Below are 25,338 nucleotides of genomic sequence, written 5' to 3'. Positions count from 1 at the left end.
TGGGCGGATGATAACACCCCCTCAATACAGGCGTCATGCACCCCCGCCTCTACGCGGGCGCGCCAGCGAGCGCTTGCTGCGAACACTGTGCGATATCTCTGCGCTCAGTGCGAGTCTCGGCGGCCTGTTTTTGTACTCGTCATGGCGCGGGATGACAGTGATTAAACGTTTGTTTGATTTTCGGATCGCAAGCTGCCATTCTGTCGTGGCTGTTTGAGTTGGTGTAGGCGCGTGCCGCGAGGCAGGCGCCTTTTTTTGTGCCCAGCCCTTCCTGCGCCGCCAGCCCCGGATGGGCTGTACGCCACATGGCGCAGCCCGATGCAGGCGCATCTGCTAGACTCCGCGCGTGATTTTCCTGCCCGTTGCTATCGGAACTGCTGATGTACGCCAACTCCCGCCAGATCGATTCCCCCCAGACCGGCCCCCACGAGGATATCGAGCGTCGCGTGCGCCGTGCGATGGCGCATCCGCTGCGCAAACCCGTGGCGGAGCATACCCGCGAAGCGTTCCTGCAAGCGCAACAGTGGTTGTCGGCTCAGGCGAAGCCCCTGTGGCTGGACAGTGGCTGCGGCGTCGGGCGATCGACCCGTCAGCTGGCACTGGCGCATCCGGATCATGCCGTCATCGGCGTGGACCGCAGCGAAGACCGCCTCAGCCGCAAGCATGGCGAGCTGCCGGACAACGCCTTGCTGGTGCGCGCAGACCTCGTCGACTTCTGGCGCCTGGCGCTCGCCGCGGGCTGGGCACCTGCGCATCACACCCTGCTGTACCCCAATCCTTATCCCAAGGCGCGCCATCTCAAGATGCGCTGGCAGGGCCACCCGGTGTTTCCGATCATCATGGCGCTGGGCGGTCAGCTTGAGCTGCGCACCAACTGGGAGATCTACGCCCGGGAATTCGCCCAGGCCATCGGGCATGCCACCGGTGTCGAGGTGACGGCGCACGCCTTCGAGCCGCAGGGTGATTATCTGACGCACTTCGAGCGCAAGTATCACGAGTCTGGCCAGGCGCTGTGGCGACTCGAATGCCAGCTTGAACACACGCCCGAGCGCTACCCGCTGCAGGTCTGACGCGATTCACGCCGGTGGCAGGTTCTGGTTGGCGATAGCGGCGTGGCTGTTGTGGAAGGTGTCGCGCAGTGACTGGCGCAGCCAGCTGGCCGCGGGGCCGCGAGGGCTGTCGCGGCGCGAGATCAGTTCGATATCGATGTCGGCGGTGGCGCCCAGCGCACTCAAGTCCAGAATCTTCAGGCGTTGCTGGAAGGGCGGGTAGTGGGCGATATGGCGCGGAACCTGCGCCCAGCCCAGTCCGCGCGTCGTAAGCTCAGCCATCGCATAGAAGCTGTTGAGCTGCCAGAAGCGCTGTGAGCGCGGTCCCTCGTGGCCGGGTTCCAGTTGCTGGCGTTGGCCGATCATCAGCTGGCGGTGATCGGCCAGATCACTGTGGGTCGGGCTCTCGAGCTGGGCCAGCGGGTGATCGCGTGCCACGATCAGCACCTGCTCCAGTCGCCCCAGCGCCTCGCGCTCCAGCGCCATGACACCCAGCGGCTGATAGAACAGGATGCCGAGGTTGGCCTGGTGCTGCTCCACCCAGCGGGCCACCTCATCCTGCGCGCCATTGAGCAGATTCAGCGTCAGCGTCGGGTATTGCACCGCCATCTTTTCCAGTACCGCCATCACCGGCGGCATCTCTACCAGCGCCTCATCGATCGCCAGCGTCAGGCTGGCTTCCAGCCCCTGGCTGAGGGTGCGGGCGCGTGCCTCCAGGCGCTGGCACTGCACCAGCACGCTGTTGGCTTCATGCAGCATGGCCTCGCCCGCGGGCGTCAGCACCGGCGTGCGAGGGCCGCGATCGAACAGCTCGCAGCCCAGGTCCAGCTCCAGATTGGCGATGGCGGTGCTGACCGCGGACTGCGCGCGCCCCAGACGCCGCGCCGCCGCCGAGAACGAGCCCGCCTCCGCCACGCAGCGCAGTGTCTGCAGTTGCTCCAGTGTCCAGTTCATTGCCTCGCCTCGCGCCTTGATCTATCTGAATAATAGATGGATACCAACTTTAAACCATCTTGTATCTCTCTAGAATGCCTCCTCCATCCGCGTCGTTCAGCCCATTCGGCATCACGCGCGGTGATCGAGAGGAGGTATGACATGCGTTCCAAGAAAGAACGTCTGGCCCAGGCAGGATTGCTGGAATTGGGCGGCATCCTGATCGTGGCGCCGCTGTCGGCACTGGTCACGGGGCATGACCTGGCGAGCATGGGCAGCCTGGCGGTGGTGATGTCCACACTGGCGGTGATCTGGAGTACGGTCTGGAACTGGATGTTCGACCGCTGGGTGCCGACCCGCCAGCGCAGCGCGACCCAGCGCATCGCTCAGGCACTCGGCTTCGAGCTCGGCCTGGTACTGGTGACCGTCTTCATCGTGGCCGCCTGGCTCGACCTGGGGCTGTGGCAGGCATTGCTGCTGGATCTGGGCTTCGTTGCCTTCTTCCTGGTCTGGGCCATGATCTTCAATCCGCTGTTCGATGCCGTGATGAGTCGTCTGCTGGCGCGCAAGGCCGCGCGTGAGCAGCAGCTGGCCCCCCACAATACGAGGTGATTCGATGAGTTATGTCTTCCTGGCAGTGGCCATATTGGCAGAGGTCATCGCGACTAGCGCGCTCAAGGCCTCCGAGTCCTTTTCGCGACTCGGCCCCAGCGTGATCGTGGTGGTGGGCTATGGAATCGCCTTCTATTTCCTGACGCTGGTACTGCGTGATCTGCCGCTGGGCGTGACCTATGCGGTGTGGTCCGGGCTCGGCATCGTGCTGGTCACCGTGTTCGGTGCGGTGGTCTATCGCGAGATGCCGGATCTGCCGGCCATCCTGGGGCTGGCGATGATCGTGGGCGGTGTCGCCGTCCTGCATCTGTTTTCCAGCGCCAGTCCTCATTAAGCTAGGGGCATCACGGCGCCTCCCGGCTGTGACATGGATGCTCACCGACGACGTCACTGGATGCCTCATGCCCCTATTTCGCACTGCACCGACCTCTGCGCGACCCTCCCGACTGTCTCCTCTGTTGCCCTTGCTGAAGGCAGCGCGCCCCGCAGCAGCAGGCAAGTCGCTGCGTTTCACGCGCTCGCTGCGCCGACTGGCCATGGCGGCCGGTGCGACGCTTGTCGTGGCGGGCCCGGCGCAGGCGGCGGGCTTTGACAACCTGACGCGACTGACTGACAAGGGCTTCATCGTCAGTGCCCAGGCGCGCATGCTCGATACCGGCGAGACGCTGGCCTCGGTCAACCCCGACCAGCAACTGACGCCGGCTTCGCTGTCCAAGCTCTATATCGCCGGTGCGGCGCTGGACCGTTTCGGCCCGCAGTACCGTTTCTCCACGCGTCTGCGCAGCACGGGCACGATCAGCGGCGGCGTCTTGACCGGTGACCTGGTGCTCGAGGGCAGCGGCGACCCGGCGCTGACCAGTGAAGAGCTGTGGCGTCTGACCGAGGAGCTGCGCTTTCGGGGCATCCGCCGCGTCGAAGGGCGCCTGTTGATCAGTCAGTGGCGCTTCGGGCCGGTGCCCTGCATCAGTACCGATCGCTGCAATGCCTCGCGGCGTTCCAGCAATGCCTATGATGCGCTGCTGTCGTCCGCGGCCAGCAACTATGCCAGTTGGTGCGTGAAGGTGATGCCGGGCGCGGGCAGTCAGGCGCCGGCGCGACTGGCCAGCTGCGACACCACCCAGCCCACCGAGATCTTCGACAACCAGGTCACCACGGTCGGCGCGGGGGGCAAGAGCGCCATCAATGCCCGCCGCACCACCAGCAACGGTCGCGATACGCTGGTCGTCACCGGCACCATCGCCGCCGACAGCCAGCCGCGCAGCATCTACCGCGCCGTCTCCAATCCTGCGCTGTACACCGGTGAGCTGATGCGTGACATCCTGGCGCGCGCCGGGATCACGGTGACCGGCGGGGTGGACATCACCTCGACGGCGCCGCCCTCCAGCGCCGCGCAGCTCGGTAGTGTCGAAGGCAAGCCGATGCAGGAGTTGCTGACGCGCATGCTCAACTACTCCAACAACTTCATGGCGGACCAGCTGACGCTGGCGCTGGTCGGCGGCAGTCAGGCCACCTTGCGCCAGGGCGGCGCCAAGCTCGAGACCTTCGCCAGCGCGATTCCCGGTCACGGCCCGCTGACGATGTATTCCGGCAGCGGCCTGACCTCCCAGAACCGCACCAGCGTCAGTGGGCTGGTGGCGTTGCTCGACAGCATGTATCACCGCCCGGCGCTGTTCCCCACCTTCGTGGCGGGCCTGCAGGCACCGGTCAATGGCCCGATGCGCTTCATCCGCCGTGGCAGCGAGACCTTCCGCAATCACGTGATGGTCAAGACGGGCACGCTCAACAACCCGGTGCCGGTGCGCGCTATCTCGGGATACTTCCGCACGCAAAGTGGCCGCTGGGGCGCCTTCGCGGTGATGGTCAACGGCCGGGCGGCGGTGCCTTATCTGTCCTGGCCGCAGGTGCTGGATCCGGTCGCCGAGGACCTGACCGCGATGATCGAGCGCAACTGAGCTCCTGATCGCGAGCGCACGACACGAAAGCCCCGCCGATTGGCGGGGCTTTCGTGTTCATGGCCTGAGTGACAGACACAAAAAACCCCGCCCGAAGGCGGGGTGGTCCTCCACACGCCCGGCATGGCTGAGGGGAGGGCACTCGGGACGCTCGACAGGGCGCAACGAGATAACAAGAGCATAGCGTTGTGTGACGGCGTTGGCTAACGCCAAAATCGCTATTGCACCGCAACAATCAAGGACTTGAAGCGTTTTTGGCGCTGCGAGGGCAAATTTTCCGTCGCGGGTCGTGCGTCGAGTGTCTTCAGCGCGTCGGGTCGAGCAGCACACGACCGCTGACGCGTCCGTCGATCATCGCCTCGGCGCGTTCGGCGAGGCTTTCCAGGCCGACCGTCTCGAGCTGCATCTGGGCGTGCATCTCGTCCGGCAGGTCGGCCAGACGCTGCCAGACCTTTTGACGGCGTTCGGCATTGATCATGACGCTATCGACGCCCAGCAACGAGACACCGCGCAGGATGAACGGCATCACGCTGGTGGGCAGGTCGGCGCCCGCCGCGAGGCCCACGGCCGCCACCTTGCCATCGTAATTCATCTGCGCCAGCAGATTGGCCAGCACCTGGCCACCGGCGGTATCCACGGCGCCTGCCCAGCGGCTCTTTTCCAGCGGACGGCCCTTGTCCTCGAAATCACTGCGCAGATGGACCTCGCTCGCGCCCAGTGACTCGAGCCATTCGCGCTGCTCGGCCTTGCCGCTGACCGCGTGAACCTCGAAACCTTGTCTGGCCAGCATCTGCACGGCCCAGCTGCCGACCCCGCCGGTGGCGCCGGTGACGATCACCGGGCCCTGCTCGGGCGTCAGGCCGGCCTCCTCGAGACGCATCACGCACAGCATGGCGGTCAGGCCGGCGGTGCCGAAGGCCATGGCCTGCTCGGCGCTCAGATTGGCGGGGCGCTTGACCAGCCACTCGGGCTTGACGCGCATGCGCTCGGCCAGGCCGCCCCAATGGCGCTCGCCCACGCCCCAGCCGGTCAGGAGGACCTCATCGCCCGGCTGATAGTCCGGCGAGTCGGAAGCCTCGACGCGTCCCGCGAAATCGATGCCCGGCACGAAGGGCAGCTCGCGAACGATCTTGCCACGGCCGGTGATGGCCAGCGCGTCCTTGTAGTTGAGCCCGGAACGCTCGATGGCCACCGTGACAGGCAGGTCAGGTAGCTGATCGTCGGAAAGGTCGACGACTCGGGCGCGAGGTGTCTCTTCGTGCAGCATCAGTGCGCGGGACATGGCTGTCTCCTTGTGGATGGCGTTGGTGTTGGCGGTCTTCCTGCTTGAAGGGTGTCACGGCGTCTGATCGAGACGCGTCATCTCACAGTGCCTGCAAGCGACGCTGTGGGGAAGCCTCGCGATATCGACATTGGGATGAGACTGACGCAACCGGGGCCAGCCGGAGGTGCGGCTGGCCCCGGGAACAGGAGGCGCTGACTAGATGAAGCTGCGCACGGTGGCCAGCCCGACCAGCGTCATCAGCACCGTGTAGGGCAGCGCCATCCACACCATGCGCCCGTAGGAGAGCCTGACCAGTGGCGCGATGGCGGAGGTGAGCAGAAAGAGGAACGCCGCCTGGCCGTTGGGGGTCGCAACGCTGGGCAGGTTGGTGCCGGTGTTCACCGCGACCGCCAGCGCATGGAAGTGCTCGCGGCTGATATTGCCGGCCACGAACTCGTTCTTGACCTGGGTGATGTACACCGTGGCCACGAAGACATTGTCCGAGATGGCCGAGAGCAGCCCGTTGGCCAGAAACAGCGCGCCGGCCTGTTCCTCGATGGGCAGACTCAGTACCCATTGGATGAACGGCTGGAACAGATGCTGCTCGTGGATGACCGCGACGATGGTGAAGAACACCACCAGCAGCGAGGTGAAGGGCAGCGATTCCTGGAAGGCGCGGCCGATCTGGTGCTCATCGGTGATGCCATTGCCGGCGGTCAGCAGGATGATCACCGCCAGCCCGATCAGCCCGACCTCTGCCATGTGCAGTGCCAGCGCCAGTACCAGCAGCACGGCCACCACGGCCTGCACGATCAGCGCGGCGCGTTCCCGCGGCGTGCGCCGTGAATCCTGATGATGATCATAATCCTCGAGAATGCGTCGTACGCTGGCAGGCAGGCGCTGGCCGTAGCCGAACCAGCGGCCACGCTCCAGCAGCACGCACAGGGCGAGTCCGGCGAAGAAGGTCGGCACGGTGACCGGCGCCATGGCGAGGAAGAAGTCGATGAAGTCCCATTCGGCGGCCTTGGCGATCACCAGATTCTGCGGCTCGCCGATCATGGTGCTGACGCCTCCCAGCGCGGTCCCCACCGCGCCATGCATCAGCAGCGAGCGCAGAAAGCCGCGGAAATCCTCGAGGTCTTCACTGTGTACGGCCTCGACGCTGACATCGTTGGCATGGTCATGCTGGGTATCGAAATGCTTGCCCGAGGCCACCTTGTGATAGACGGAGTAGAAGCCCACCGCGATGCCGATGATCACCGCCGTCACCGTCAAGGCGTCGAGAAAGGCGGACAGCAGGGCGCTGGAGAGACAGAACATCAGCGACAGCCAGGTCTTGGAGCGCACGCCGAGGATGATCTTGGTGAAGGCATACAGCAGCAGCGGCTTCATGAAGTAGATGCCGGCCACCATGAACATCAGCAGCAGGATCACCGGCAGGTTGCGCTCCATCTCCTGCATGATGGCCTCCGGCGAGGCCATGCCGATGACGACGGCCTCCAGCGCCAGCAGACCGCCCGGCTGGAGGGGATAGCACTTGAGCGCCATCGCCAGCGTGAAGATGAATTCCCCCAGCAGCAGCCAGCCGACGATCACGCCACCTTGCGGGCCGCTGAACCACAGCAGCAGCGGATTGGTGATCAGAAACAGGCACATCAGCTGCTTGTACCAGCGTGGCGACTGGCCGAGGAAGTTGCGCGCCAGTCCGCGGCTGAGCGTCTGGCGTGTGTCGTGTGATAGCGAAGGCATGGGCAGTTCCCGGCGTTGATTTGTTGTTGTTGGAGGACGGGATCGGCAATGCCGCTTCAGCGCGTGCTTTGCTATCATCGCCGCCGTCATCGAGCGCCTGGCGGTATTAGAGCACGCCCGTCGATGAGGTCTCGGGTAGCCTTTGGTCGTGAAAATCGCGCAGGCAGCGCTGCGCTGTCGCTGGCCGGTGTGCTGCGAGCTCTCCCGAGGCGTGTTGCTGGCAGACGTCGTCCGATTGAAAGATCGGCCTTTGCAGCCTCCGTGCTGCTTCTGTACGAGACCCGAAGATGAAATCACGGCATACCGGCTTGACCCACCTCAAGCATTCCGCGCGTTACTCGCTCAAGGGCCTCAAGGCCGCCTGGAGCAACGAAGAGGCCTTCCGCCAGGAGATCGTGCTGTGCGCCTTGCTGCTGCCGTTTGCCTGGTGGATTGGCGACTCGCATGTCGAGTGGCTGCTGCTGGTCGGCTCCACGCTGATCGTGCTGATGGTCGAACTGCTCAACTCGGCGGTGGAATCCGCGATTGACCGCATCGGCCCGGAATTCCATGAGCTGTCCGGGCGCGCCAAGGACATGGGCTCGGCGGCGGTGATGATCAGCCTGATCTTCGCTGGCCTGACCTGGGGCACCTTGCTCTACGACAAGCTGTTCGGCTGAGCGACCAAGCCACGACCACATCAATGAAAGGGGGCGGCGGGCAGGCCGTGTCATGTGCCTGCGGCCTCCGTTATGCTGAGGGCTGGATCGAAGGAGACGACCATGCCCCAGCCATCCCCCGCGCAGTCCCGCCCACTGTTGCCCGCTGATTTCCTTGCGCCGTCATCGCTGCTGGCCGAGCAGTCGGCTGACAGCCGTGCCACGCTCGAGAGCGCCCTGCACGCAGCCCAGGAGCGTCTCGAAGAGAGCCTGACCCAGGCTGAGAACCTCAGCGAGATGCGTGGCGATGACAGCTCACCGCTTGCGACCTTTCTGGCCCTCGATGAGCGTCAGCGCAGCCAGCTGGGACGTCTGATCACGCTTTCCGACTTCGCGCTGGAGACGTTGTGCCGCCGCCCTGAACTGCTGTCCGAGCTGCTCGAGAGTGGCGAGCTGGAGCGCGCCTTGCCGGTCGCCCAGCTCACTGAGTGCCTCGCCGCCGGCCTCGCCAGCGCCGAAGATGAGAAGGCGATGCAGCAGGTGCTGCGGCGCTTCCGCCAGCTGCGCATGCTGGGCATCGTGTGGCGCGACCTCAACGGCGCCGACATGTGGCAGACCGCGGCGGCGGTCTCGCACCTCGCCGAAGTCACTCTCGAGGGCGCGCTTGGCTGGTTGGAAGCCTCGCTTGAGCCGCGTTATGGCCGCCCCGCGCCGGACCGCTTCGGCGAGCCGCAGCGGCTGGTGGTGCTCGGCATGGGCAAGCTGGGCGCCGGCGAGCTCAACCTCTCCTCCGATATCGATCTGATCTTCGCCTTCCCCGACAAGGGCGAGACATCGGGCGGTCGCAAGTCATTGGATCATCAGGAATATTTCACGCGTCTCGGCCAGAAGCTGATTGCCGCACTGGACGCGATGACCGCCGATGGCTTCGTGTTCCGCGTCGACATGCGGCTGCGTCCGCTGGGGGACGGCGGGCCACTGGTCGGCAGTTTCTCGATGCTGGCCAGCTACTATCAGGATCAGGGCCGCGAATGGGAGCGTTACGCGATGCTCAAGGCGCGCCCGGTAGCGGGCAGCGTCGCTGCCGGCGAGCGCCTGATCGCGCACCTGCGGCCCTTCGTCTATCGCAAGTATCTGGACTTTGGCGCCATCGAGTCGCTGCGCGAGATGAAGGCGATGATCAATCGCGAGGTCAAGCGGCGCGGGCTGTCCGACAACATCAAGCTCGGCTCCGGCGGCATTCGCGAGGTGGAGTTCGTCGCCCAGGCCTTCCAGCTGATTCGGGGCGGGCGTGAGTCGGAATTGCAGGTCACTTCACTCAAGCAGGCCTTTGCGCGCCTGCCAGCCCTGGGCTTGCTGCCGCAGGCGGTGGTGGATGAGCTGGTGCCGGATTACGTCTTCCTGCGCGATCTTGAGCACGCCCTGCAGGCGCAGGCCGACCGCCAGACCCAGACATTGCCGCTGGACCCGCTGGGCCGCGAGCGCCTCGCTCTGGCCATGAAGCTGCCCGATTGGGAGGCGCTCACCGCGCGTCTGGAAGAGGTGCGTACGCGCATCCGCCATCATTTCGACAACGTGATCGCCGCGCCGGAAGACGACGAGGCCGGGCAGGGCGAAGGCCAGCAGGCGCTGGATGAGTGGCGAGCACTGTGGCGTGGCGAGCTGACGGCCGAGGAGGGCGAGGCACTGCTCGCCGAGAGCGGCTTCGAGAGTGCCGCCGAGAGCTTCCGGCGTCTCGACAGCCTGCGGCGGTCACGTGCGGTGCAGGGCATGCAGCGCATCGGCTTTGATCGTCTCGATGCGCTGATGCCGCCATTGCTGCAGGCGCTGGGCTCGGCGGCGGGCGACCCCGAGAAGCCCGGCGAGCACGATGCCAGCCGAGTGCTGGAGCGCGTGTTGCCGCTGATCGAGGCGGTACTGCGCCGGACGGCCTATCTGGCGCTGCTGCGCGAGAATCCGGATGCGCTGGCGCAGTTGATGCGCCTGTGTGCGGCCAGCCCGTGGATCGCCGAACAGCTGGCGCGCTATCCGGTGCTGCTCGATGAGTTGCTCCACCCGCATAATCTGTACTCACCCGCCGACAAGACGCGTCTCGCCGATGAGCTGCGCACCGCACTGTCGCGCATTCCCGAAGATGATGAAGAGGCGTTGCTCGAGGCCTTGCGGGTGTTCCGCCACGCCCAGGTGCTGCACGTGGCGGCCTCCGATATCGCCGGTGCCCGCCCGCTGATGAAGGTCAGCGACTATCTGACCTTCATCGCTGAGGTGGTGCTGGAACAGGTGCTGGCGATGGCGTGGAAGACCCTGACCCGCAAGCATGGCTTCCCCATCGGGCGCGATGGCCAGCCGATCACCGGCGACAGCCTGAGTGGCAGCTTCGTGATCGTCGGCTACGGCAAGCTGGGTGGCATCGAGCTGGGCTATGGCTCGGATCTGGATCTCGTCTTCCTGCATGATGCGGCCAGCAAGGGCCAGACGGATGGCCCGCGGCCGCTGGACAACCCGCTGTTCTTCACGCGTCTGGGGCAGCGCATCATTCACCTGCTGACGGCGGTGACGCCGGCCGGTGCGCTCTACGAGGTCGACATGCGCCTGCGCCCGTCGGGCAATTCGGGGCTGCTGGTCTCGAGTCTGGCGGCCTTCCGGGACTATCAGCTCACGCAAGCCTGGACCTGGGAGCATCAGGCGCTGGTGCGCGCGCGGGCCGTGGCGGGTGACCCGGCGCTGGCGCTGGCCTTCGAGGAGGTGCGCCGTGAGGTGCTCGGTCAGCAGCGGGACGAGAAGGCGCTGCGTCAGGAGGTGATCGCCATGCGCCACAAGATGCGTGATCACCTGGGCAGCAGCGCCAAGGACCGCGAGGCCGGCCAGTTCCATCTCAAGCAGGATGCCGGCGGCATCGTCGACATCGAGTTTCTCGCCCAGTACTGCGTGCTGGCGCTGAGTCATCAGGTGCCTGCTCTGCTCGAGTGGAGCGACAACATGCGACTGCTGGAAACCCTCGAGTCCTGCGGACGGCTGCCGGGCGAGCAGGCCGGTGAGCTGCGCGAGGCCTATCTGGCCTATCGCGATGTCAGCCATCGCCTGGCGCTGGAGAAGCACGGCAGCCTGATGCGGCTGGAGCAGCACCCGGTGATTGCCGCCCACCGTGAACGGGTCATCACCCTCTGGCAGGCACTGCTGGGCGAAGATCAGGTCAGTCACGAGGAAGTTTAACGCCAAATCAATGCTCGCAATCCCCTGTCGCTGTCCCCAAGAAAGGGTGCACCAGACAACGTTGACAGGGGAGGTCAGCATGATGGAGTGGATTGCGAATCACTCGAAAACCATCTCGGCGATTGCCAGTATCGGCTCGTTCTTCATCTGGCTGGTCTACGCGCAGCTGCTGTATCACAACTTCCGTCGCCAGCGTCGCCCGCGGGTGCTGATCAATCGCGGCAAGTCCAAGGGTATCGACAGTCTGTGCATCGTCAGCAACATGAGTGCCGAATCGATCTTTATCGAGCACATCATCGCCCGTCTGGATACCAGTCATGGCAGCCTGCTGATGGATGTCACCGAGTTCGAACGCAGCTATCAGGAAGGTGACGAGCAGCGCAAGGATGCGCAGGACGATGACAGCGAACAGCCCGCGCAGGAGGCTTCCAGCAGCAGTGAATGGCGTATCTCCGATACCACGCGTCAGGGGCCGCTGGGCTCGGGCGACTTCCTGCATATCGGGACTTTCTCTGAAGTCATCGAGCGCATGGCGCGCCGCAATGGCATCTCGCTCGATGGTCACTGGCCCAGCAATGAGCAGCTGGAATTCCAGCGCCTGACGCTGAGCATCATCGGCATCTACGGCAGTGAGGACCATCCGATCGGTGTCGAGCGTGCCTTCCGCCTGCACGATGCCAATGGAGAATGTGCGCTGGTGCCGGAACGCTGGGATTCCAATCGCCTGTCATCACGCAGACAGCGTCACAAGTTGCGCAAGCTTTTGAATCGCATCAGTGGGGAGGACATCAGCGAGCAGTCCACCTTCCAGCCCCCGAGTGACGAGGAGTCGCGCAACAAGGCTTGATGAGCGCGGGTGTATGAGGCCAGAAATCCATGAACCATCGGACAGATGAGTGCCCGGGCGCACGCCAGCGGTGGCTGCACACTGTCAGGGCGACGAGGATGGGGTAGGCTTTCCAGAGCCCCATTCACGGAGAGTCTTCGGATGCAGGAACGCGTCACGCCCTTTCAGTTGTTCATCCTGGTGCTGTCGATCTATGTGATCGGCGCCATGGTGGTGGACCTCGTCTTTGTGTTGTCACCGCAGGTCCAGCGGTTGCTGGAATATATGGACTACGTGGTCTGCCTGTTCTTCTTCATCGATTTCTGCAAGCGCTTCGCCAGTGCCAAGAGCAAGCGTGAGTACATGAAGTGGGGCTGGATCGACCTGCTGGCCTGTATCCCGGCGGGACTCTTCCAGGGCGCGAGGCTGTTTCGCGTGGTGCAGGTGCTGCGAGTGCTGCGCGCCATCAAGTCGATGGAAATGATCTGGAAGCTGCTGTTCCGCAATCGGGCCGAGGGGGTCTTCGCCTCGGCGGCCACCGCCACGGTGCTGCTGGTGGTGTTCGGCGCCCTGACCATGCTGATGGTGGAGACACCCAATCCCGACAGCCCCATCAATACCGCCGAGGAGGCGTTGTGGTGGGCAGTGGTGACGGTGACCACCGTCGGCTATGGCGACTACTACCCCATCACGACGCTCGGTCGCGTGGTGGCGGTGCTGCTGATGGTCGGGGGCGTGGGGTTGTTCGGGAGTTTCGCCGCCTATATCAGCTCGATCTTCATCGAGGATGACAGCGAGCAGGAGGCCCGGGCGGCGCGTGCTCAGCGCGACATGACGCGGGCGCTCTATCATCAGATCAGCGAGCTGACGACGGAGGTGCGCGAGCTGCGTGAGCGGCTGGATCAGGTCGCGCAGGAGCGGGGCGAGTCGCTGGCTGAGCGTGAACGCCACCGCGAGGCGCTGCATCGTCAGGTGAATGAGGAGATGGAACAGCGCCTGGGGGATGCCGCTCCGCCAGACAGGGAGGGCCCCGCCGGCGAGCGTTGAGCCGGCAGGCAACAAAAAGCCCCTGACACCGTGAGGTGTCAGGGGCTTTTTTCGAACTGTCATCAGGCCTCAGGCAAGCAGGCACAGGCGCTGCGACTGCCGTGCATGCCGCAGGCGATGATCAGTCGAAGTTGCGCGAGTAGAAGATCTCGAGCATTTCACGACGCAGACGGCCTTCGATGTTGGTGGCTTCCTCGAAGGTCAGCTCGCGACGCGAGGTGCCGAAGAGGTAGTTGTCCAGTTCGAAGTCCTTGAGCAGCATCTTGGTGTGGAACATGTTCTCTTGATACACGTTCACATCGACCATCTGGTAGGCACGCTTGGTGTCTTCCGCCAGGTAATCCTGGATGGAGGTGATGTCGTGATCGATGAACAGCTTCTTGCCATCCACGTCGCGCGTGAAGCCACGCACGCGGTAGTCCATGGTCACGATATCGGAATCGAAGCTGTGGATCAGATAGTTCAGCGCCTTCAGCGGGCTGATCATGCCACAGGTCGAGACATCGATATCGAGACGGAAGGTGCTGATGCCGTTGTCCGGGTGGGACTCGGGATAGGTGTGCACCGTGACGTGAGACTTGTCCAGATGGCCGACGACCGTTTCCGGCAGCGGGCCCGGGCCCGGCGCGGTCTGGGACACGTCCTGCTCTTCCAGCTCGTGCTCGGCGATCAGGATGGTCACGCTGGCGCCATGCGGCTCATAGTCCTGGCGTGCGATGTTCAGCACGTGGGCACCGATGATGTTGGTGACATCCTTGAGGATCTGGGTAAGACGCTCGGCATTGTAGAGCTCATCGATATAATCGATATACGCCGTGCGCTGCTCTTCGGTCTGCGCGTAGCAGATGTCGTAGATATTGAAGCTCAACGAACTGGTGAGGTTGTTGAACCCGTGAAGGCGGAGTTGATCGCTCACGTCCAGGCCTCCTTGAAATGGGAGGGTGGTATGACATCCGATGCGCCATTGCAATGGGGCAGAGGCAGGCATCGGGCCGAAGAGGACATCTCGAAAGGCCCGTCCCGAGCGCTGGCAGCATGACTCACAGGGAGCTTTGCATGCTATCTTTGCCACGAGACGACCGGTGAGACGACCGGTTTGAGGGGCGTATTATGCACAGGCAGGGCTGACACGCCAGCGACAATTCCCGCCGATCCTGGCGAGACGTCCTCAGTGGTGCGTTCCCTCCCGCCGTCGGTGGGGCCTTGAGCGGCGGGAGGGCGAGGCGTGATCAGGCCGTGATGTCGATGACTTCGTAGGAGTGAGTGATCTCGACACCCCCGGCGCTCAGCATCAGGGAGGCGCTGCAGTACTTCTCGGCGGACAGCTCGACGGCACGCTTTACCTGGGATTCCTTGAGGTTGCGACCGGTGACCACGAACTTGACGTGAATCTTCGTGAACACGCTCGGCACGCTATCGGCGCGCTCGGCGCTCAGTTCGGCGTGACAGTCGGTGACCTGCTGGCGGGCCTTTTCCAGAATCTGGATGACATCGAAGCTGGTGCAGCCGCCCAGACCCATCAACAGCATTTCCATCGGACGCGGACCGGTGTTGCGGCCGCCGTTGTCCGGATTGCCGTCCATGACCACGCTGTGGCCGCTGCCGGATTCGGCGAGGAACTGGCGACCATCGGTCCATTTGATGCTGGCGTTCATTGCCATGTCGGAACTTCTCCTTCTGATAAGTCGTTGATGCGCCACCGGCCCGGCGCTAGTGGCTATAAAGGCCAGGGGCGATAGGAATAAGGGCGCGGTGAGCACGATGGCGCACAGGGTAGCATTGTCATCGGCGTGCCCGGAGGAACGTCCAGCGCTGAGCTTATATCGCGCTGGCTCAGGCCCTGGCGTGGCTCAGCAGCTCATCCAGCTCGGCCAGACGCTGTGGGGTGCCGACATCGATCCAGGTGCCGCGATGATGCAGGCCGCGCACCTCGCCATGCTGCATGGCCTCACGCAGCAGCGGCGCCAGCTTGAAGACGCTGTCAGGGCCCTGGTAGGCCGGCGTCTCGGCGATGGCGCGGCGGATCAGGCGTGGTGACAGCCACGACACACCGGAGAAGGTCAGCCGGCTGCCGGCCTGCTCTTCCTGCTCATCTTTCTCGTCCTGCTCGTCACTCGCGGCGTCGGCTTCATCCTTCACTATCCCCGTCGGGGTGAGCAGGAAGTCCCCGCGAGGATGATGTGGCGGGTTATCCACCAGCACCAGCCCCGCCAGCGCCTGCGGCTGGTCGGCGAGCGGGGCCAGTGAATGGCTCGCCAGCGCCTGGATGGTCAGCAGCGTGAGGTCGACGTCACACCAGACATCGCCATTGATCAGCAGGAAGGGCGTGTCATCGCCTGCGTCCTGCGTCAGCGCATCGGAGAGTGACAGGGCGCGAGCGATGCCGCCGCCGGTTTCCAGCGGCGTCTCCTCGCGCGAGAAGATCAGCGTCAGGCGGCGCTTGCGCCCCTGCCAGCAAGCCTCGAGCTGGCCCTTGGCATTCGGCTTCGCGGCGAAGTGGCTCAGAATCCTGTCGGCCAGGTGGCCGACATTGATGACGACCCTGTCCACATCGATCGCTTCCAGGCGCAGCAGATGGTGCTCCAGCAACGGCAGCCCGGCGACTTCCAGCAACGGCTTGGGGGTGTGGTCGGTCAGCGGGCGCATGCGCGTGCCGAAACCGGCCGCCAGAATCATCGCGCGCATCAGTGGCTCCCTGACTCGTTGTCGGTATTTGCTGCGCTTTCCTTATTCTCCTCACTTGCCGCAGCGCTCTTCGCCGAAGCGGCGGCCGCATTGCGCTGCAGGCGGGCGGCGCGATCGGCGAGGGCTGCCAGCTCATCGTAATCATCGAGGTTGATCTCGGGGCGCTCGCCATTGGCGAGACGCAGATCGCGCGCCTCGCATTCCTCGGCCAGCCGCAGCGACAGCGCCGGCGTCAGCACCTCATCCAGCCAGTGGGTGAAGGAGATCAGTTCCGGGCAGAAGGCCAGACCTTCGCGCAGGTGGCCGAGGAAGCGCGGCATCAGCGTCAGGTAACGGGGCTTGGCGTCCCGCAGCGTCAGGCGCGCGAAGATGCCGAGAATCTTGAGATTGCGCTGCACGCCCATGCGCTCGACGCTCTGGCGGTATTCCAGCGGGCTCGGTGCCGGCAGGCCGGCCGCGGCGTAGCGTGGCAAGGCGGCCAGACGCGCCTGTTCGATCCAGCGTGCCATGGCGGGTTCCGGCCAGCGCCAGTGACGGTCGCGCAGCAGCGAGATCAGATCGTAGTTCTCGGGGCCGCTGACGGCGTCCTGAAAATCGATGATCCACAGCCGGGGCTGGTGCTGGGATGCCGACTGATGCAGGAACAGGTTCTGGGCATGGAAGTCGCGATGCACGCTCACCACCGGTTGCGCGCTGGCGGCCGCGAGCAATTGGTCAGTCAGCTTGTTCCAGGCGGCGTAGCGGCGGTCATGCGGCATGTCGAGCAGCTGGCCGAGACACCACTCCGGAAACAGCGCCAGTTCGGCGGACAGGCGGGCGTCGTCATAGGCAGGCAGGTTGCCGGGCGGCAGTTGATGCAGCTGCTCGAGCAGCCCGATGGCTTCGCCATAGTAGTGGTCGGCGTGCTCGGTGCTGGTCAGGGCGGTCATCAGCGGGGTGTCGCCGAGGTCTTCCAGCTCCAGAAAGCCGAGTGTCTCGTCGAAGGCGAAGACCTCGGGCAGCGGCAGGCCGGCGTCACGCCATTGGCGGGCGATGGCGACGAAGCCGTGGCTGTCTTCCTTCTCGGGCGGGGCGTCCATCAGGATGCGCGCCGGCATGGCCGGGTCGAGTTCCTCGAGGTGCAGGCGGAAATAGCGGCGGAAGCTGGCGTCGTCAGCCACGGCGCTCATGCGCACGGCCTCTGGCGTGAGGTCGTGGCGGGCGGCGGCCCAGGCGTGCAGCGCCTGGCGGCGGGCGTCGGATGTCATGGGGCTTGGGCTCCTGTCGGCGTGTGCGGGGCCGGCTGTCAGTTGACGCCTGTGCCGCGGCCCCGCATGCTGTCGTGTGGTGACGAGAAGGCAGGCGGAACCGGCAAGCAGGAAGGCCGGTTGCTGGGCCTGTATAATACCGATTCCCCCAGCCAAGGACACAGAGCAGCCATGGCCCAGCGCAGCCATTCATCCCATCCGGGCAAGCCGACGACCGCTCCCGGGCGACGTCAGCGTCGCTTCGCGACTCCCTCTCTGTCTGCTCATTCCCGGCAGGCACCGATAGCCCGATTGGGCGATGACCGCCCGGTCTGGCAGCTCAAGCCACTGGTTTTCCGTCTGTTGTGGACCCTGGCGCCACTGGCCGCCGGTGCCCCTCTGATGGCACAGGCCGCTCCGCCCGAGCCCCTGTCAGCCAGTCAGCTCGACTGGCAGCCCTATGATGAGGTGCCGCAGGGCAAGCTGTGCTCCGGGCGCTATGTCACGCCGGCCTACCGTATCGAAGCGGGCGACACGCCGGAGCAGGTCACGACCTCGGCCGACAAGGCCAACTACGGCAACGATGGCGTCGCCACCCTGATGGGGGAGGTGGTGCTGCGCCGCGGCGATTCCCAGCTGGAATCGCCCGAGGTCAGCGTCAACGAGGCGCGTGACACCGCCACCGCCAAGGGACCTGTCACCTATCGCCAGCCCGGGGTCCTGCTGCGCGGCGACGACGCGCGGGTCTCGCTCAACAGCGATGCGGCCAGCGTCGACAACGGCCACTACGTCTTTCACGAGCAGCATGTGCGCGGCGACGCGGTGCAGCTGGCGCGTCTCGAGGATGGTCGCTACCGCCTGAAGGATGCCAGCTTCACCTCCTGTGAGCCGGGCAACAGCCTGTGGCGCCTGGTCGGCAGCGACATCACCATCGATCAGGACTCCGGCTGGGGAACGGCCAAGCATGCGCGCATGGAAATGGGCGGCGTGCCGGTCTTCTACTGGCCCTACGTGCGCTTCCCGGTCGATGACCGTCGCCACACGGGCCTGCTGTGGCCGCAGTTCAGCTACACCAGCTCCAGCGGCTTCGACTATGCCCAGCCGATCTACCTGAATCTGGCCCCCAATTACGATGCCACCCTCACGCCGCGTTACATCTCCGAGCGTGGCGAGATGCTGGAAGGCGAATTCCGCTATCTATTGCCGCGTGGCGATGAAGGCAGCATCGAGGGCGCCTGGCTCGCCGATGACGATGGCGGCAGCGACCCCGACGATGACGAGGAAGACCTGATCGGCGAGGACCGCTGGTACATCAACTACCAGCATGCTGGCCGCTATGACGCCCGTACCGACTATCAGTTGAAGTACGGCGCCGCCTCCGATGGCAACTATTTCGACGACTTCGGGCGCAATTTCGGGGAAACGGAAACCGATAGCCTCGAGCGTCTGGCACAGCTCGATTACCACGGCGATGTCTGGGACCTGCAGTTCAAGGCGCAGGGCTACCAGCGCATGGACTACCCGCTGGATAACGATGACAAGCCGTTCTACCGTCTGCCGAGTCTGACCGCGGATGGTCGCTGGAGTCAGTCCAACGGCTTCTACGAAGAGTGGAATTCCAACGCGACCTACTTCTGGCGTGATGTCGATGAGACGGATACCGACATCGACGAAGACCAGGCCGCCAATGGTTCGCGCCTGCGTCTGGCGCCGGCGCTGGGCTGGCGCAGCGATCAGAGCTGGAGCTTCATCGAGCCGCGCGCGCAGCTGGTCAGCCTGTCATACAGCCTGGACTACGGTGATCGCGAGACGGACCGCAGTACCAGTCCGTCCGCCACCATCCCGGTGCTGTCGCTGGACAGCGGCCTGATCTTCGATCGCGAGACCGAATGGTTCGGCGACGGCTATACCCAGACGCTGGAACCGCGCCTCTATTACGCCTACGTGCCGGAGGTCGACCAGTCCGATCTGCCCGACTTCGACACCTCGGAAGACGCCTTCAGCTGGAATCAGCTGTGGTCTCCGTACCGCTTCAGCGGGGGTGACCGCGTCGGCGATACCAACAAGGTCTCCTACGGCGTGTCTTCGCGCTTCATCAGCGATGAAAGCGGCCGTGAACGCCTCAAGCTGGGCGTCGGCCAGTCGAGCTACCTGTCGGACCGCAACATCGACATGGACGGTGATCCGGACAAGACCTCACGCTCCGACTTCGACAGCTACTCCGACTACTATCGTGCGACGCGTGACCGCTCGCCGGTGGTCTTCCAGGCCGATGTGGTGCTCAACGACCAGTGGACCGCCTCCCAGGCCGTGTTCCAGGATTTCGATCGTGGCGTGACCGAAAGTGCCCAGACCTCGCTGCGTTATCGTGCGGAACAGGGCACGGTACTGAACTTTGGCTTCAATCGTGAGATCGAAGGCTTCGTGCCTTACGACGATGAGGACGAGGATGACGTGCTGGGCTATACCCGCAACGAGTGGGATTTCTCCTTCGCGACGCCGATGAGCGAGAGCTGGTCGCTGCTGGGCCGCTACATGTATGACAGCACCAATTCCCGTTCACTGGAGAAGGTGTTGGGCGTGCAGTACAACGATTGCTGCTACGGCGTGCAGGTCACCTGGCGTGAATGGCAGGATGACAACGACACCGCCAACACCATCTCGGATGACGAAGAGAAGAATGGCATCTTCCTGACCTTTGAATTCAAGGGCTTGGGAGGCGTCGGCCAGAGTGCTGACAGCTACCTGGAACAGGCCGTACCGGGCTATCGCAACGCGGGCTTCTGAGTCGCCGCGCCAGGCCGTGAATGACGCCAAGGCGCCGCCGCAGGGTGGCGCCATCAACATTTTTACGCCGAGAGAACATGTGATGCGCAAGACCCTGATTGCCCCGCTGGGGCTGGCATTTGTGCTGGCGAGTCTGCCGGCCGGTGCCGCCGAGTTGCTCGACCGCGTGGTTGCCGTGGTCAACAAGGACGCCATCATGCAAAGCGACATGGAGCAGCGCGTCACCCAGGCGAGTCAGCAGTTGCAGAGCCGTGGCATCAACCTGCCGCCGCGCGACGTGCTGGAGCGTCAGGTTCTTGATCGTATGGTCAACGAGCAGATTCAGCTGCAGCTGGCGGAACAGGCCAACCTCAGCATCGACGATACCCAGCTCAACGCCACCCTGCGCGGCATCGCCAAGGACAACGGCATGAGCCTGGAAGCCTTCGCCGACAAGCTCGAGCAGGACGGCATGTCACTGGCCCAGGTGCGCGATCAGGTGCGTCGTGAGCTGCTGGTGCAGCAGATCCAGCAGCGCAGCGTGGCCAGCCGGGTGCGGATCTCGGATCGTGAGATAGACCGCTATCTCAATCAGCAGAATGTCGGCAGCGACGTCCAGTACCATCTGGCCCACCTGCTGGTGGCACTGCCCCAGGAGCCGACGCCGGACCAGGTCAAGGCCGCGCGCGCCAAGGCCGACAGCCTGCGCCAGCAGATCGAGCAGGGCACCGATTTCGCCCAGCTGGCTGCCGCCGAATCCGCCGGCAGTCAGGCACTGAGCGGCGGCGATCTCGGCTGGCGTTCCGGCGGTGAGCTGCCGACGGTGTTCGCCGATGTCATCCCGAACATGCAGGCCGGTCAGGTCTCCGAGCCGCTGCGCAGTGCCAGCGGTTATCACCTCGTCAAGCTGATCGAGAAGCGTGGCGCGGGCAAGGCGTTGATCTCCCAGACGCGCGCTCGCCACATCCTGATCCAGCCCAACCCGAACCTCAGCGATCAGCAGGCGCTTGAGCGTGCCGAGTCCATTCGCCGCCGTCTGCTGGGGGGCGAGGACTTCGCCGCGCTGGCTCAGGAATTCAGCGACGACAAGGGCAGCTCCCTCAAGGGTGGCGAGCTGGGTTGGGTCAGCCCGGGCCAGACGGTCTCCTCCTTCGAGACGGCCATGAATGGCCTGGACGTGGGCGAGATCAGCCAGCCGGTCAAGAGCCGCTTCGGCTATCACATCATCGAAGTCGAGGAGCGTCGCCAGCAGGATGTGACCAACTCCAGCCAGCGTGACAAGGTGCGCAAGACCCTGTTCCAGCGCAAGCTCAATGATGAGCTCGAAGCCTGGCAGCAGCAGGTGCGTGCCGAGGCCTATGTCGACAACCGTCTCGATGAGCAGTAAGTCCGAGTGGAGCAGCGAGACACCGTCATGAATCGTCGCGAAGAGACTGCGCCCGACATCATCGCCCTGACCGCCGGTGAGCCGGCGGGCATCGGCCCGGAACTGCTGGTCATGCTGGCCGGTCAGGCGGAAGCGTTCCCCGCGCAGCTGGTCGCCGTGGCAGACCCCGCCTTGCTGGTCAGTCGTGCCCGCCTGCTGGGACTGCCGCTGGTGGTGCATGAGCTGGCGCCGGGTGACCCGCTGCCGCCGGCCCGCAATGGTGAGCTGGCCGTATGGCCGGTGCCGCTGGCAGTGCCCAGCGAGCCGGGCGTGATCGATGCGCGCAATGGCGATCATGTGCTGGCGATGCTGGATGTCGCCATCGCCGCCTGCCAGGCGGGTCATGCCAGTGCGATGGTGACGGCGCCGTTGTCCAAGGCCGCCGTGATCGAGGCCGGGCATGCGGGCTTCACCGGCCACACCGAATACCTGCGCGATGTCTGCGGGGTCGAGGAAGTGGTCATGATGCTGGCATGCCCCGGGCTGCGGGTGGCGCTGGCCACCACGCACCTGCCGCTGCGCGAGGTGGCCGATGCCATCACGCCCGAGGGCCTGACGCGGGTGATGAAGATCCTCGCGAAGGATCTGACGCGCTACTTCGGCTGTGCCGCGCCGCGCATCGCGGTGTGCGGGCTCAATCCGCATGCCGGCGAGGGCGGGCACCTGGGGCATGAGGAGATCGAGGTGATTTCCCCGACGCTCGACGCCCTGCGCGCGACCGGCATGCAGCTGGATGGCCCGCTGCCGGCCGATACCCTGTTCACGCCGCGGCATCTGGAGGGCGTGGATGCGGTACTGGCGATGTACCACGACCAGGGCCTGCCGGTGCTCAAGTATGCCGGCTTCGGTGAAGCCGCCAACATCACGCTGGGCCTGCCGATCGTGCGTACCTCCGTGGATCACGGCACGGCGCTGGACCTCGCCGGCAGCGGACGTGCCGACGTCGGCAGCCTGTTGCAGGCCGTGCGTGTCGCCATCGAGATGGCAGCCGCCGCGCGAGCCTGAGATAATCCCCGCATCACTCGGGCGTGACCGCATGGCGGCACGTCAGGCGTGCGCCACAGCGTGGCGTCTCGCTACCCCAGTCATTCGACCATCGAGGATGGTCTCGCCGCCCCGGTCTGCCTGTGTCCCTGCAGGCCATGGCGGCGTCTTGTTGTCGGGAATCCCGACGGATTCCCAGGAGGAAGGTCAGTCCCATGTCCCAACATTTCCCCGCGCATCGCGCTCGCAAGCGTTTCGGTCAGAACTTTCTGCAGGACCTTGGCGTCATCTCCCGCATCGTGAATGCCATTCGTCCCGCGGAAGGCGAGCGCCTGGTCGAGATCGGCCCGGGGCAGGGTGCCTTGACCGGCCCGCTGCTGGAAGCGGCAGGCAAGCTGGAAGTCATCGAGCTGGACCGTGACCTCATCCCGGGTCTGCGCGTGCAGTTCTTCAACTACCCGGACTTCGTGATCCACGAAGGCGATGCCCTGCGCTTCGATTTCCCGGAGCTGGTCGGTGATGGCCCGGCGCTGCGCGTGGTCGGCAATCTGCCGTACAACATCTCCACCCCGCTGATCTTCCACCTGCTGGAAGCACGCGGCGCGATCTCCGACATGCACTTCATGCTGCAGAAGGAAGTCGTCGAGCGTCTGGCCGCCGAGCCGGGTGGCACCGACTGGGGCCGCCTGTCGGTGATGACCCAGTATTACTGCGCGGTGGAAAATCTGTTCCTGGTGCCGCCGAGCGCCTTCTTCCCGGCGCCGAAGGTGGATTCCGCCATCGTGCGTCTGGTACCGCACCGTGAATTGCCGCATCCGGCCAAGGACGAGAAGCTGCTCGCCGTCATCGTGCGCGAAGCCTTCTCCCAGCGCCGCAAGACGCTGCGCAACAACTTCAAGAGCCGCATCGATGCCGACCAGCTGACCGCGCTGGGCATCGACCCCTCGCGTCGTCCGCAGACACTGACCGTCGCTGAGCTGGTGATGATCAGCAACCACCTCAGTGAGCAGGGCATGACGGTGGACAAGGCCGACAAGGCACCGAAGAAGCGTCCGCGCAGCAATGTCGGCCACGGTGCGCCGGCAGCCGACAGTGCCAGTGATAGTCATCGTGATAGCGACAGTGGCGAGCGCCTCGATGCCGAGAGCGATGCCAAGGGCGACGCCCGCAATGCCAGCGACCACGACGCATGAGTCGCGTGGCGGACATCCGTATCGACGCCGTACCCGAGTACTGCGCCGACGAGAGTCGTCCGAGCGAGAACCGACACGTGTTCCGCTACACCATCACCGTGCACAACGGGACGGATGAGACCGTGCAGCTGCTGGCGCGCTACTGGAAGATCACCCAGGGCAGCGGCGATGAGCAGGAAGTGCGTGGCAAGGGCGTGGTCGGCAAGCAGCCGCTGATCGCGCCCGGCGAGAGCTTTCGCTATACCTCGCGCGCCGTGCTCGACATGCCGGTCGGCGTGATGCAGGGGGCCTATACCTTCTGTGACGCGACCCATGCGCGCACCTTCGAGGTCGCCATCGCACCGTTCCGTCTCGCCGGTCCGCATCAGGTTCACTAGGGTGGCCGCGTGACGCAGCGTTTCGTATTCAAGACAGCAAGTCAGGCCGCCACGGCGGTCAGGGAGTGGGCATGACGCAGTGGGCGATTGGCGATTTGCAGGGCTGCCATCAAGAGTTTGAACTTCTGTTGCAGCGCCTCGATTTCACGCCGGGGCGCGATGTGCTGTGGCTGGCGGGAGACCTGGTCAATCGCGGGCCGGGCTCGCTGGAGTGCCTGCGTCTGGTCAAGTCGCTGGGCGATGATGCGCGGGTGGTGCTGGGCAACCATGACCTCCACCTGCTGGCGGTGGCCGAAGGCTTCAGCCGTCACAAGCGCTCCGATACGCTGACGCCGATTCTCGAGGCGCCGGACCGTGAGGAGCTGCTGGACTGGCTGCGTCGTCAGCCGCTGATGGTGGATGCGCTGGTCGGCAATCGCCGCACGGTGATGAGCCATGCCGGCGTGTTGCCGAGCTGGACGCTGGACCAGGCGGCCGGTTATGCCCGCGAAGCGCATGCCGTGCTGGCGGGCGACGACTATCGAGGCTTTCTCGGCGAGATGTACGGCAATACGCCGGACCGCTGGCAGGAGGATCTCGAAGGCACGCCGCGCCTGCGCTGTATCGTCAATGTCTTCACGCGCATGCGCTTTCTGCACAGTGATGGCCGACTGGATTTCGCGGCCAAGGAAGGGCTGGACAGCGCGCCGGAGGGGAGCCGTCCCTGGTTCCAGTATCCGCGTCCCGAAGGGGCTTGGGATGATTCGCCGCGCCTGCTGTTCGGTCACTGGGCTGCTCTGGAAGGCGAGGCACCGGCGGCGCGTCAGGATGTCGAGGCGCTGGACACCGGCTGCGTGTGGGGCGGTGGCCTGACGGCGCTCAATCTCGAGACGGAAGAGCGCGTCTTCGAGCCGGCGCTGATCTCGCGCTGAGCGCCCTCCCGTCGCCAGTGACAGCAGGTCTGCCGTCGCTGGCGAATGCCTTTCCCTTACTCAACAAGCGGAGCCCGCATGAGTTTCGAACATCTTGATCTCGCAACCCTCAGTGACTGGCGCCAACGCGATCCGTCGCTCGTGGTACTCGATATCCGCGATCCGCTCAGCTTCACGCAGGGGCGTATCCCGGGCAGCCGTCATCTGGACAACGCCAGTGCCGGTGCCATTCTGGAAGACACCCCGCGCGACAAGCCGCTGGTGGTGGTCTGCTATCACGGCCATTCCAGTCAGCAGGCCGCCGCCTGGCTGGCGGGGCAGGGCTTCGAGAAGGTCTATTCCCTCGATGGTGGCTTTACCCAGTACCAATTGACGCATGGTGATGACGTCGAGAGCGGTAGCTGACGCCGCCTGCACGTGACTGCCATCACTGGTCGTACTTCCTCGCTTTCCTCATTCAGCTTTGTATCTCGTGCCGCAGGGCAAG

At 64.9% G+C, this 25,338-nt stretch carries 21 protein-coding genes and 1 pseudogene; 15 read left to right on the top strand and 7 right to left on the bottom strand.

The features are described from left to right. The first annotated feature begins 380 nt into the window (after positions 1–380). Complete coding sequence (gene trmB, locus R1T44_RS16715; protein WP_054557238.1) at positions 381–1,070, top strand: tRNA (guanine(46)-N(7))-methyltransferase TrmB; 690 nt, start codon at positions 381–383, stop codon at positions 1,068–1,070. Positions 1,071–1,076: 6 nt separating this feature from the next. Here the strand turns inward: trmB and R1T44_RS16710 are convergent, their stop codons facing one another. After that, positions 1,077–2,003, bottom strand: coding sequence for a LysR family transcriptional regulator (locus tag R1T44_RS16710; RefSeq protein ID WP_317292306.1), 927 nt, complete (start codon positions 2,001–2,003; stop codon positions 1,077–1,079). Positions 2,004–2,144: 141 nt separating this feature from the next. Here R1T44_RS16710 and R1T44_RS16705 point away from each other — a divergent pair, with 141 nt between their 5' ends. The 3 genes from R1T44_RS16705 to dacB all read left to right on the top strand — a co-directional run bounded on the left by R1T44_RS16705 (position 2,145) and on the right by dacB (position 4,546). After that, complete coding sequence (locus tag R1T44_RS16705) at positions 2,145–2,594, top strand: PACE efflux transporter (RefSeq protein WP_215823498.1); 450 nt, start codon at positions 2,145–2,147, stop codon at positions 2,592–2,594. 4 nt (positions 2,595–2,598) lie between these two features. Continuing rightward, positions 2,599–2,928 (top strand): DMT family transporter, encoded by a 330-nt coding sequence (locus R1T44_RS16700; protein WP_043334608.1) that lies wholly within the window; start codon positions 2,599–2,601, stop codon positions 2,926–2,928. A 67-nt stretch (positions 2,929–2,995) separates the two neighbouring features. Further along, positions 2,996–4,546: a D-alanyl-D-alanine carboxypeptidase/D-alanyl-D-alanine endopeptidase gene (gene dacB, locus R1T44_RS16695; protein WP_249330404.1), complete on the top strand. Its 1,551-nt coding sequence runs from the start codon at positions 2,996–2,998 to the stop codon at positions 4,544–4,546. A 304-nt stretch (positions 4,547–4,850) separates the two neighbouring features. Here the strand turns inward: dacB and R1T44_RS16690 are convergent, their stop codons facing one another. Together R1T44_RS16690 and nhaB are read right to left on the bottom strand one after the other, a co-directional pair. Further along, the gene (locus tag R1T44_RS16690) at positions 4,851–5,828 is read right to left on the bottom strand and encodes an MDR family oxidoreductase (protein WP_284726918.1); all 978 of its coding nucleotides are present in this window, start codon (positions 5,826–5,828) and stop codon (positions 4,851–4,853) included. 198 nt (positions 5,829–6,026) lie between these two features. After that, positions 6,027–7,559: a sodium/proton antiporter NhaB gene (nhaB, locus tag R1T44_RS16685; protein WP_043334613.1), complete on the bottom strand. Its 1,533-nt coding sequence runs from the start codon at positions 7,557–7,559 to the stop codon at positions 6,027–6,029. A gap of 287 nt (positions 7,560–7,846) precedes the next feature. On the opposite strand from nhaB, the gene R1T44_RS16680 reads away from it, so the two are divergent. The 4 genes from R1T44_RS16680 to R1T44_RS16665 all read left to right on the top strand — a co-directional run bounded on the left by R1T44_RS16680 (position 7,847) and on the right by R1T44_RS16665 (position 13,283). Continuing rightward, the gene (locus R1T44_RS16680; protein WP_043334615.1) at positions 7,847–8,218 is read left to right on the top strand and encodes a diacylglycerol kinase; all 372 of its coding nucleotides are present in this window, start codon (positions 7,847–7,849) and stop codon (positions 8,216–8,218) included. A 102-nt stretch (positions 8,219–8,320) separates the two neighbouring features. Further along, the gene (gene glnE, locus R1T44_RS16675) at positions 8,321–11,410 is read left to right on the top strand and encodes a bifunctional [glutamate--ammonia ligase]-adenylyl-L-tyrosine phosphorylase/[glutamate--ammonia-ligase] adenylyltransferase (protein WP_284726919.1); all 3,090 of its coding nucleotides are present in this window, start codon (positions 8,321–8,323) and stop codon (positions 11,408–11,410) included. Positions 11,411–11,489: 79 nt separating this feature from the next. Further along, complete coding sequence (locus tag R1T44_RS16670; protein ID WP_284726920.1) at positions 11,490–12,257, top strand: hypothetical protein; 768 nt, start codon at positions 11,490–11,492, stop codon at positions 12,255–12,257. A 141-nt stretch (positions 12,258–12,398) separates the two neighbouring features. Continuing rightward, positions 12,399–13,283, top strand: a complete 885-nt coding sequence (locus R1T44_RS16665) for an ion transporter (RefSeq protein ID WP_082388934.1) — start codon at positions 12,399–12,401, stop codon at positions 13,281–13,283. Positions 13,284–13,404: 121 nt separating this feature from the next. Here the strand turns inward: R1T44_RS16665 and speD are convergent, their stop codons facing one another. From speD to R1T44_RS16645, 4 genes are all read right to left on the bottom strand, one after another. Continuing rightward, entirely contained in the window at positions 13,405–14,199 is a 795-nt protein-coding gene (gene speD / locus R1T44_RS16660) for an adenosylmethionine decarboxylase (protein ID WP_043334620.1), read from the bottom strand. 313 nt (positions 14,200–14,512) lie between these two features. Then, on the bottom strand, positions 14,513–14,938 hold the full coding sequence (locus tag R1T44_RS16655; protein WP_043334623.1) for an OsmC family protein: 426 nt from the start codon (positions 14,936–14,938) through the stop codon (positions 14,513–14,515). A 178-nt stretch (positions 14,939–15,116) separates the two neighbouring features. Next, a complete protein-coding gene (locus R1T44_RS16650; RefSeq protein ID WP_284726921.1) occupies positions 15,117–15,968 on the bottom strand; it encodes a nucleotidyltransferase family protein in 852 nt (283 codons plus the stop codon). Next, positions 15,968–17,215: an aminoglycoside phosphotransferase family protein gene (locus R1T44_RS16645; RefSeq protein WP_284726922.1), complete on the bottom strand. Its 1,248-nt coding sequence runs from the start codon at positions 17,213–17,215 to the stop codon at positions 15,968–15,970. The genes R1T44_RS16650 and R1T44_RS16645 overlap by 1 nt, the downstream gene beginning before the upstream one ends. Positions 17,216–17,596: 381 nt before the next feature. Between R1T44_RS16645 and R1T44_RS16640 the strand changes: the two genes are divergently transcribed. The 7 genes and pseudogenes from R1T44_RS16640 to glpE all read left to right on the top strand — a co-directional run bounded on the left by R1T44_RS16640 (position 17,597) and on the right by glpE (position 25,256). Beyond that, positions 17,597–19,981 (top strand): LPS-assembly protein LptD, encoded by a 2,385-nt coding sequence (locus R1T44_RS16640; protein ID WP_107336741.1) that lies wholly within the window; start codon positions 17,597–17,599, stop codon positions 19,979–19,981. An 82-nt stretch (positions 19,982–20,063) separates the two neighbouring features. Continuing rightward, positions 20,064–21,347, top strand: coding sequence for a peptidylprolyl isomerase (locus tag R1T44_RS16635; protein ID WP_043334629.1), 1,284 nt, complete (start codon positions 20,064–20,066; stop codon positions 21,345–21,347). A 27-nt stretch (positions 21,348–21,374) separates the two neighbouring features. Continuing rightward, the gene (pdxA, locus tag R1T44_RS16630) at positions 21,375–22,391 is read left to right on the top strand and encodes a 4-hydroxythreonine-4-phosphate dehydrogenase PdxA (RefSeq protein WP_043334631.1); all 1,017 of its coding nucleotides are present in this window, start codon (positions 21,375–21,377) and stop codon (positions 22,389–22,391) included. A 194-nt stretch (positions 22,392–22,585) separates the two neighbouring features. Further along, positions 22,586–23,374: pseudogene (gene rsmA / locus R1T44_RS16625) on the top strand (16S rRNA (adenine(1518)-N(6)/adenine(1519)-N(6))-dimethyltransferase RsmA); the annotation flags it as partial. A 185-nt stretch (positions 23,375–23,559) separates the two neighbouring features. Then, positions 23,560–23,940, top strand: a complete 381-nt coding sequence (apaG, locus tag R1T44_RS16620; RefSeq protein WP_284726923.1) for a Co2+/Mg2+ efflux protein ApaG — start codon at positions 23,560–23,562, stop codon at positions 23,938–23,940. Positions 23,941–24,011: 71 nt separating this feature from the next. After that, complete coding sequence (locus R1T44_RS16615) at positions 24,012–24,851, top strand: symmetrical bis(5'-nucleosyl)-tetraphosphatase (RefSeq protein WP_284726924.1); 840 nt, start codon at positions 24,012–24,014, stop codon at positions 24,849–24,851. A gap of 78 nt (positions 24,852–24,929) precedes the next feature. After that, positions 24,930–25,256 carry a thiosulfate sulfurtransferase GlpE gene (glpE, locus tag R1T44_RS16610; protein WP_054557228.1) on the top strand — a complete coding sequence of 109 codons (327 nt, stop codon included), beginning with the start codon at positions 24,930–24,932 and terminating at the stop codon, positions 25,254–25,256. The last annotated feature ends 82 nt before the right edge of the window (positions 25,257–25,338 follow it).

Source organism: Cobetia amphilecti (assembly GCF_032923285.1).
In the GTDB taxonomy this organism is placed as follows: Bacteria; Pseudomonadota; Gammaproteobacteria; order Pseudomonadales; family Halomonadaceae; genus Cobetia; species Cobetia amphilecti.
This window is presented reverse-complemented; position numbering and strand designations above follow the sequence as displayed.

What these genes read in the sequence shown, in the direction of transcription:
- trmB (WP_054557238.1), top strand. Translation starts at nt 381, where the DNA reads ATGTACGCCAACTCCCGCCAGATCGATTCCCCCCAGACCGGCCCCCAC.
- R1T44_RS16710 (WP_317292306.1), bottom strand. Translation starts at nt 2,003, where the DNA reads ATGAACTGGACACTGGAGCAACTGCAGACACTGCGCTGCGTGGCGGAG.
- R1T44_RS16705 (WP_215823498.1), top strand. Translation starts at nt 2,145, where the DNA reads ATGCGTTCCAAGAAAGAACGTCTGGCCCAGGCAGGATTGCTGGAATTG.
- R1T44_RS16700 (WP_043334608.1), top strand. Translation starts at nt 2,599, where the DNA reads ATGAGTTATGTCTTCCTGGCAGTGGCCATATTGGCAGAGGTCATCGCG.
- dacB (WP_249330404.1), top strand. Translation starts at nt 2,996, where the DNA reads ATGCCCCTATTTCGCACTGCACCGACCTCTGCGCGACCCTCCCGACTG.
- R1T44_RS16690 (WP_284726918.1), bottom strand. Translation starts at nt 5,828, where the DNA reads ATGTCCCGCGCACTGATGCTGCACGAAGAGACACCTCGCGCCCGAGTC.
- nhaB (WP_043334613.1), bottom strand. Translation starts at nt 7,559, where the DNA reads ATGCCTTCGCTATCACACGACACACGCCAGACGCTCAGCCGCGGACTG.
- R1T44_RS16680 (WP_043334615.1), top strand. Translation starts at nt 7,847, where the DNA reads ATGAAATCACGGCATACCGGCTTGACCCACCTCAAGCATTCCGCGCGT.
- glnE (WP_284726919.1), top strand. Translation starts at nt 8,321, where the DNA reads ATGCCCCAGCCATCCCCCGCGCAGTCCCGCCCACTGTTGCCCGCTGAT.
- R1T44_RS16670 (WP_284726920.1), top strand. Translation starts at nt 11,490, where the DNA reads ATGATGGAGTGGATTGCGAATCACTCGAAAACCATCTCGGCGATTGCC.
- R1T44_RS16665 (WP_082388934.1), top strand. Translation starts at nt 12,399, where the DNA reads ATGCAGGAACGCGTCACGCCCTTTCAGTTGTTCATCCTGGTGCTGTCG.
- R1T44_RS16655 (WP_043334623.1), bottom strand. Translation starts at nt 14,938, where the DNA reads ATGAACGCCAGCATCAAATGGACCGATGGTCGCCAGTTCCTCGCCGAA.
- R1T44_RS16650 (WP_284726921.1), bottom strand. Translation starts at nt 15,968, where the DNA reads ATGCGCGCGATGATTCTGGCGGCCGGTTTCGGCACGCGCATGCGCCCG.
- R1T44_RS16645 (WP_284726922.1), bottom strand. Translation starts at nt 17,215, where the DNA reads ATGACATCCGACGCCCGCCGCCAGGCGCTGCACGCCTGGGCCGCCGCC.
- R1T44_RS16640 (WP_107336741.1), top strand. Translation starts at nt 17,597, where the DNA reads ATGGCACAGGCCGCTCCGCCCGAGCCCCTGTCAGCCAGTCAGCTCGAC.
- R1T44_RS16635 (WP_043334629.1), top strand. Translation starts at nt 20,064, where the DNA reads ATGCGCAAGACCCTGATTGCCCCGCTGGGGCTGGCATTTGTGCTGGCG.
- pdxA (WP_043334631.1), top strand. Translation starts at nt 21,375, where the DNA reads ATGAATCGTCGCGAAGAGACTGCGCCCGACATCATCGCCCTGACCGCC.
- apaG (WP_284726923.1), top strand. Translation starts at nt 23,560, where the DNA reads ATGAGTCGCGTGGCGGACATCCGTATCGACGCCGTACCCGAGTACTGC.
- R1T44_RS16615 (WP_284726924.1), top strand. Translation starts at nt 24,012, where the DNA reads ATGACGCAGTGGGCGATTGGCGATTTGCAGGGCTGCCATCAAGAGTTT.
- glpE (WP_054557228.1), top strand. Translation starts at nt 24,930, where the DNA reads ATGAGTTTCGAACATCTTGATCTCGCAACCCTCAGTGACTGGCGCCAA.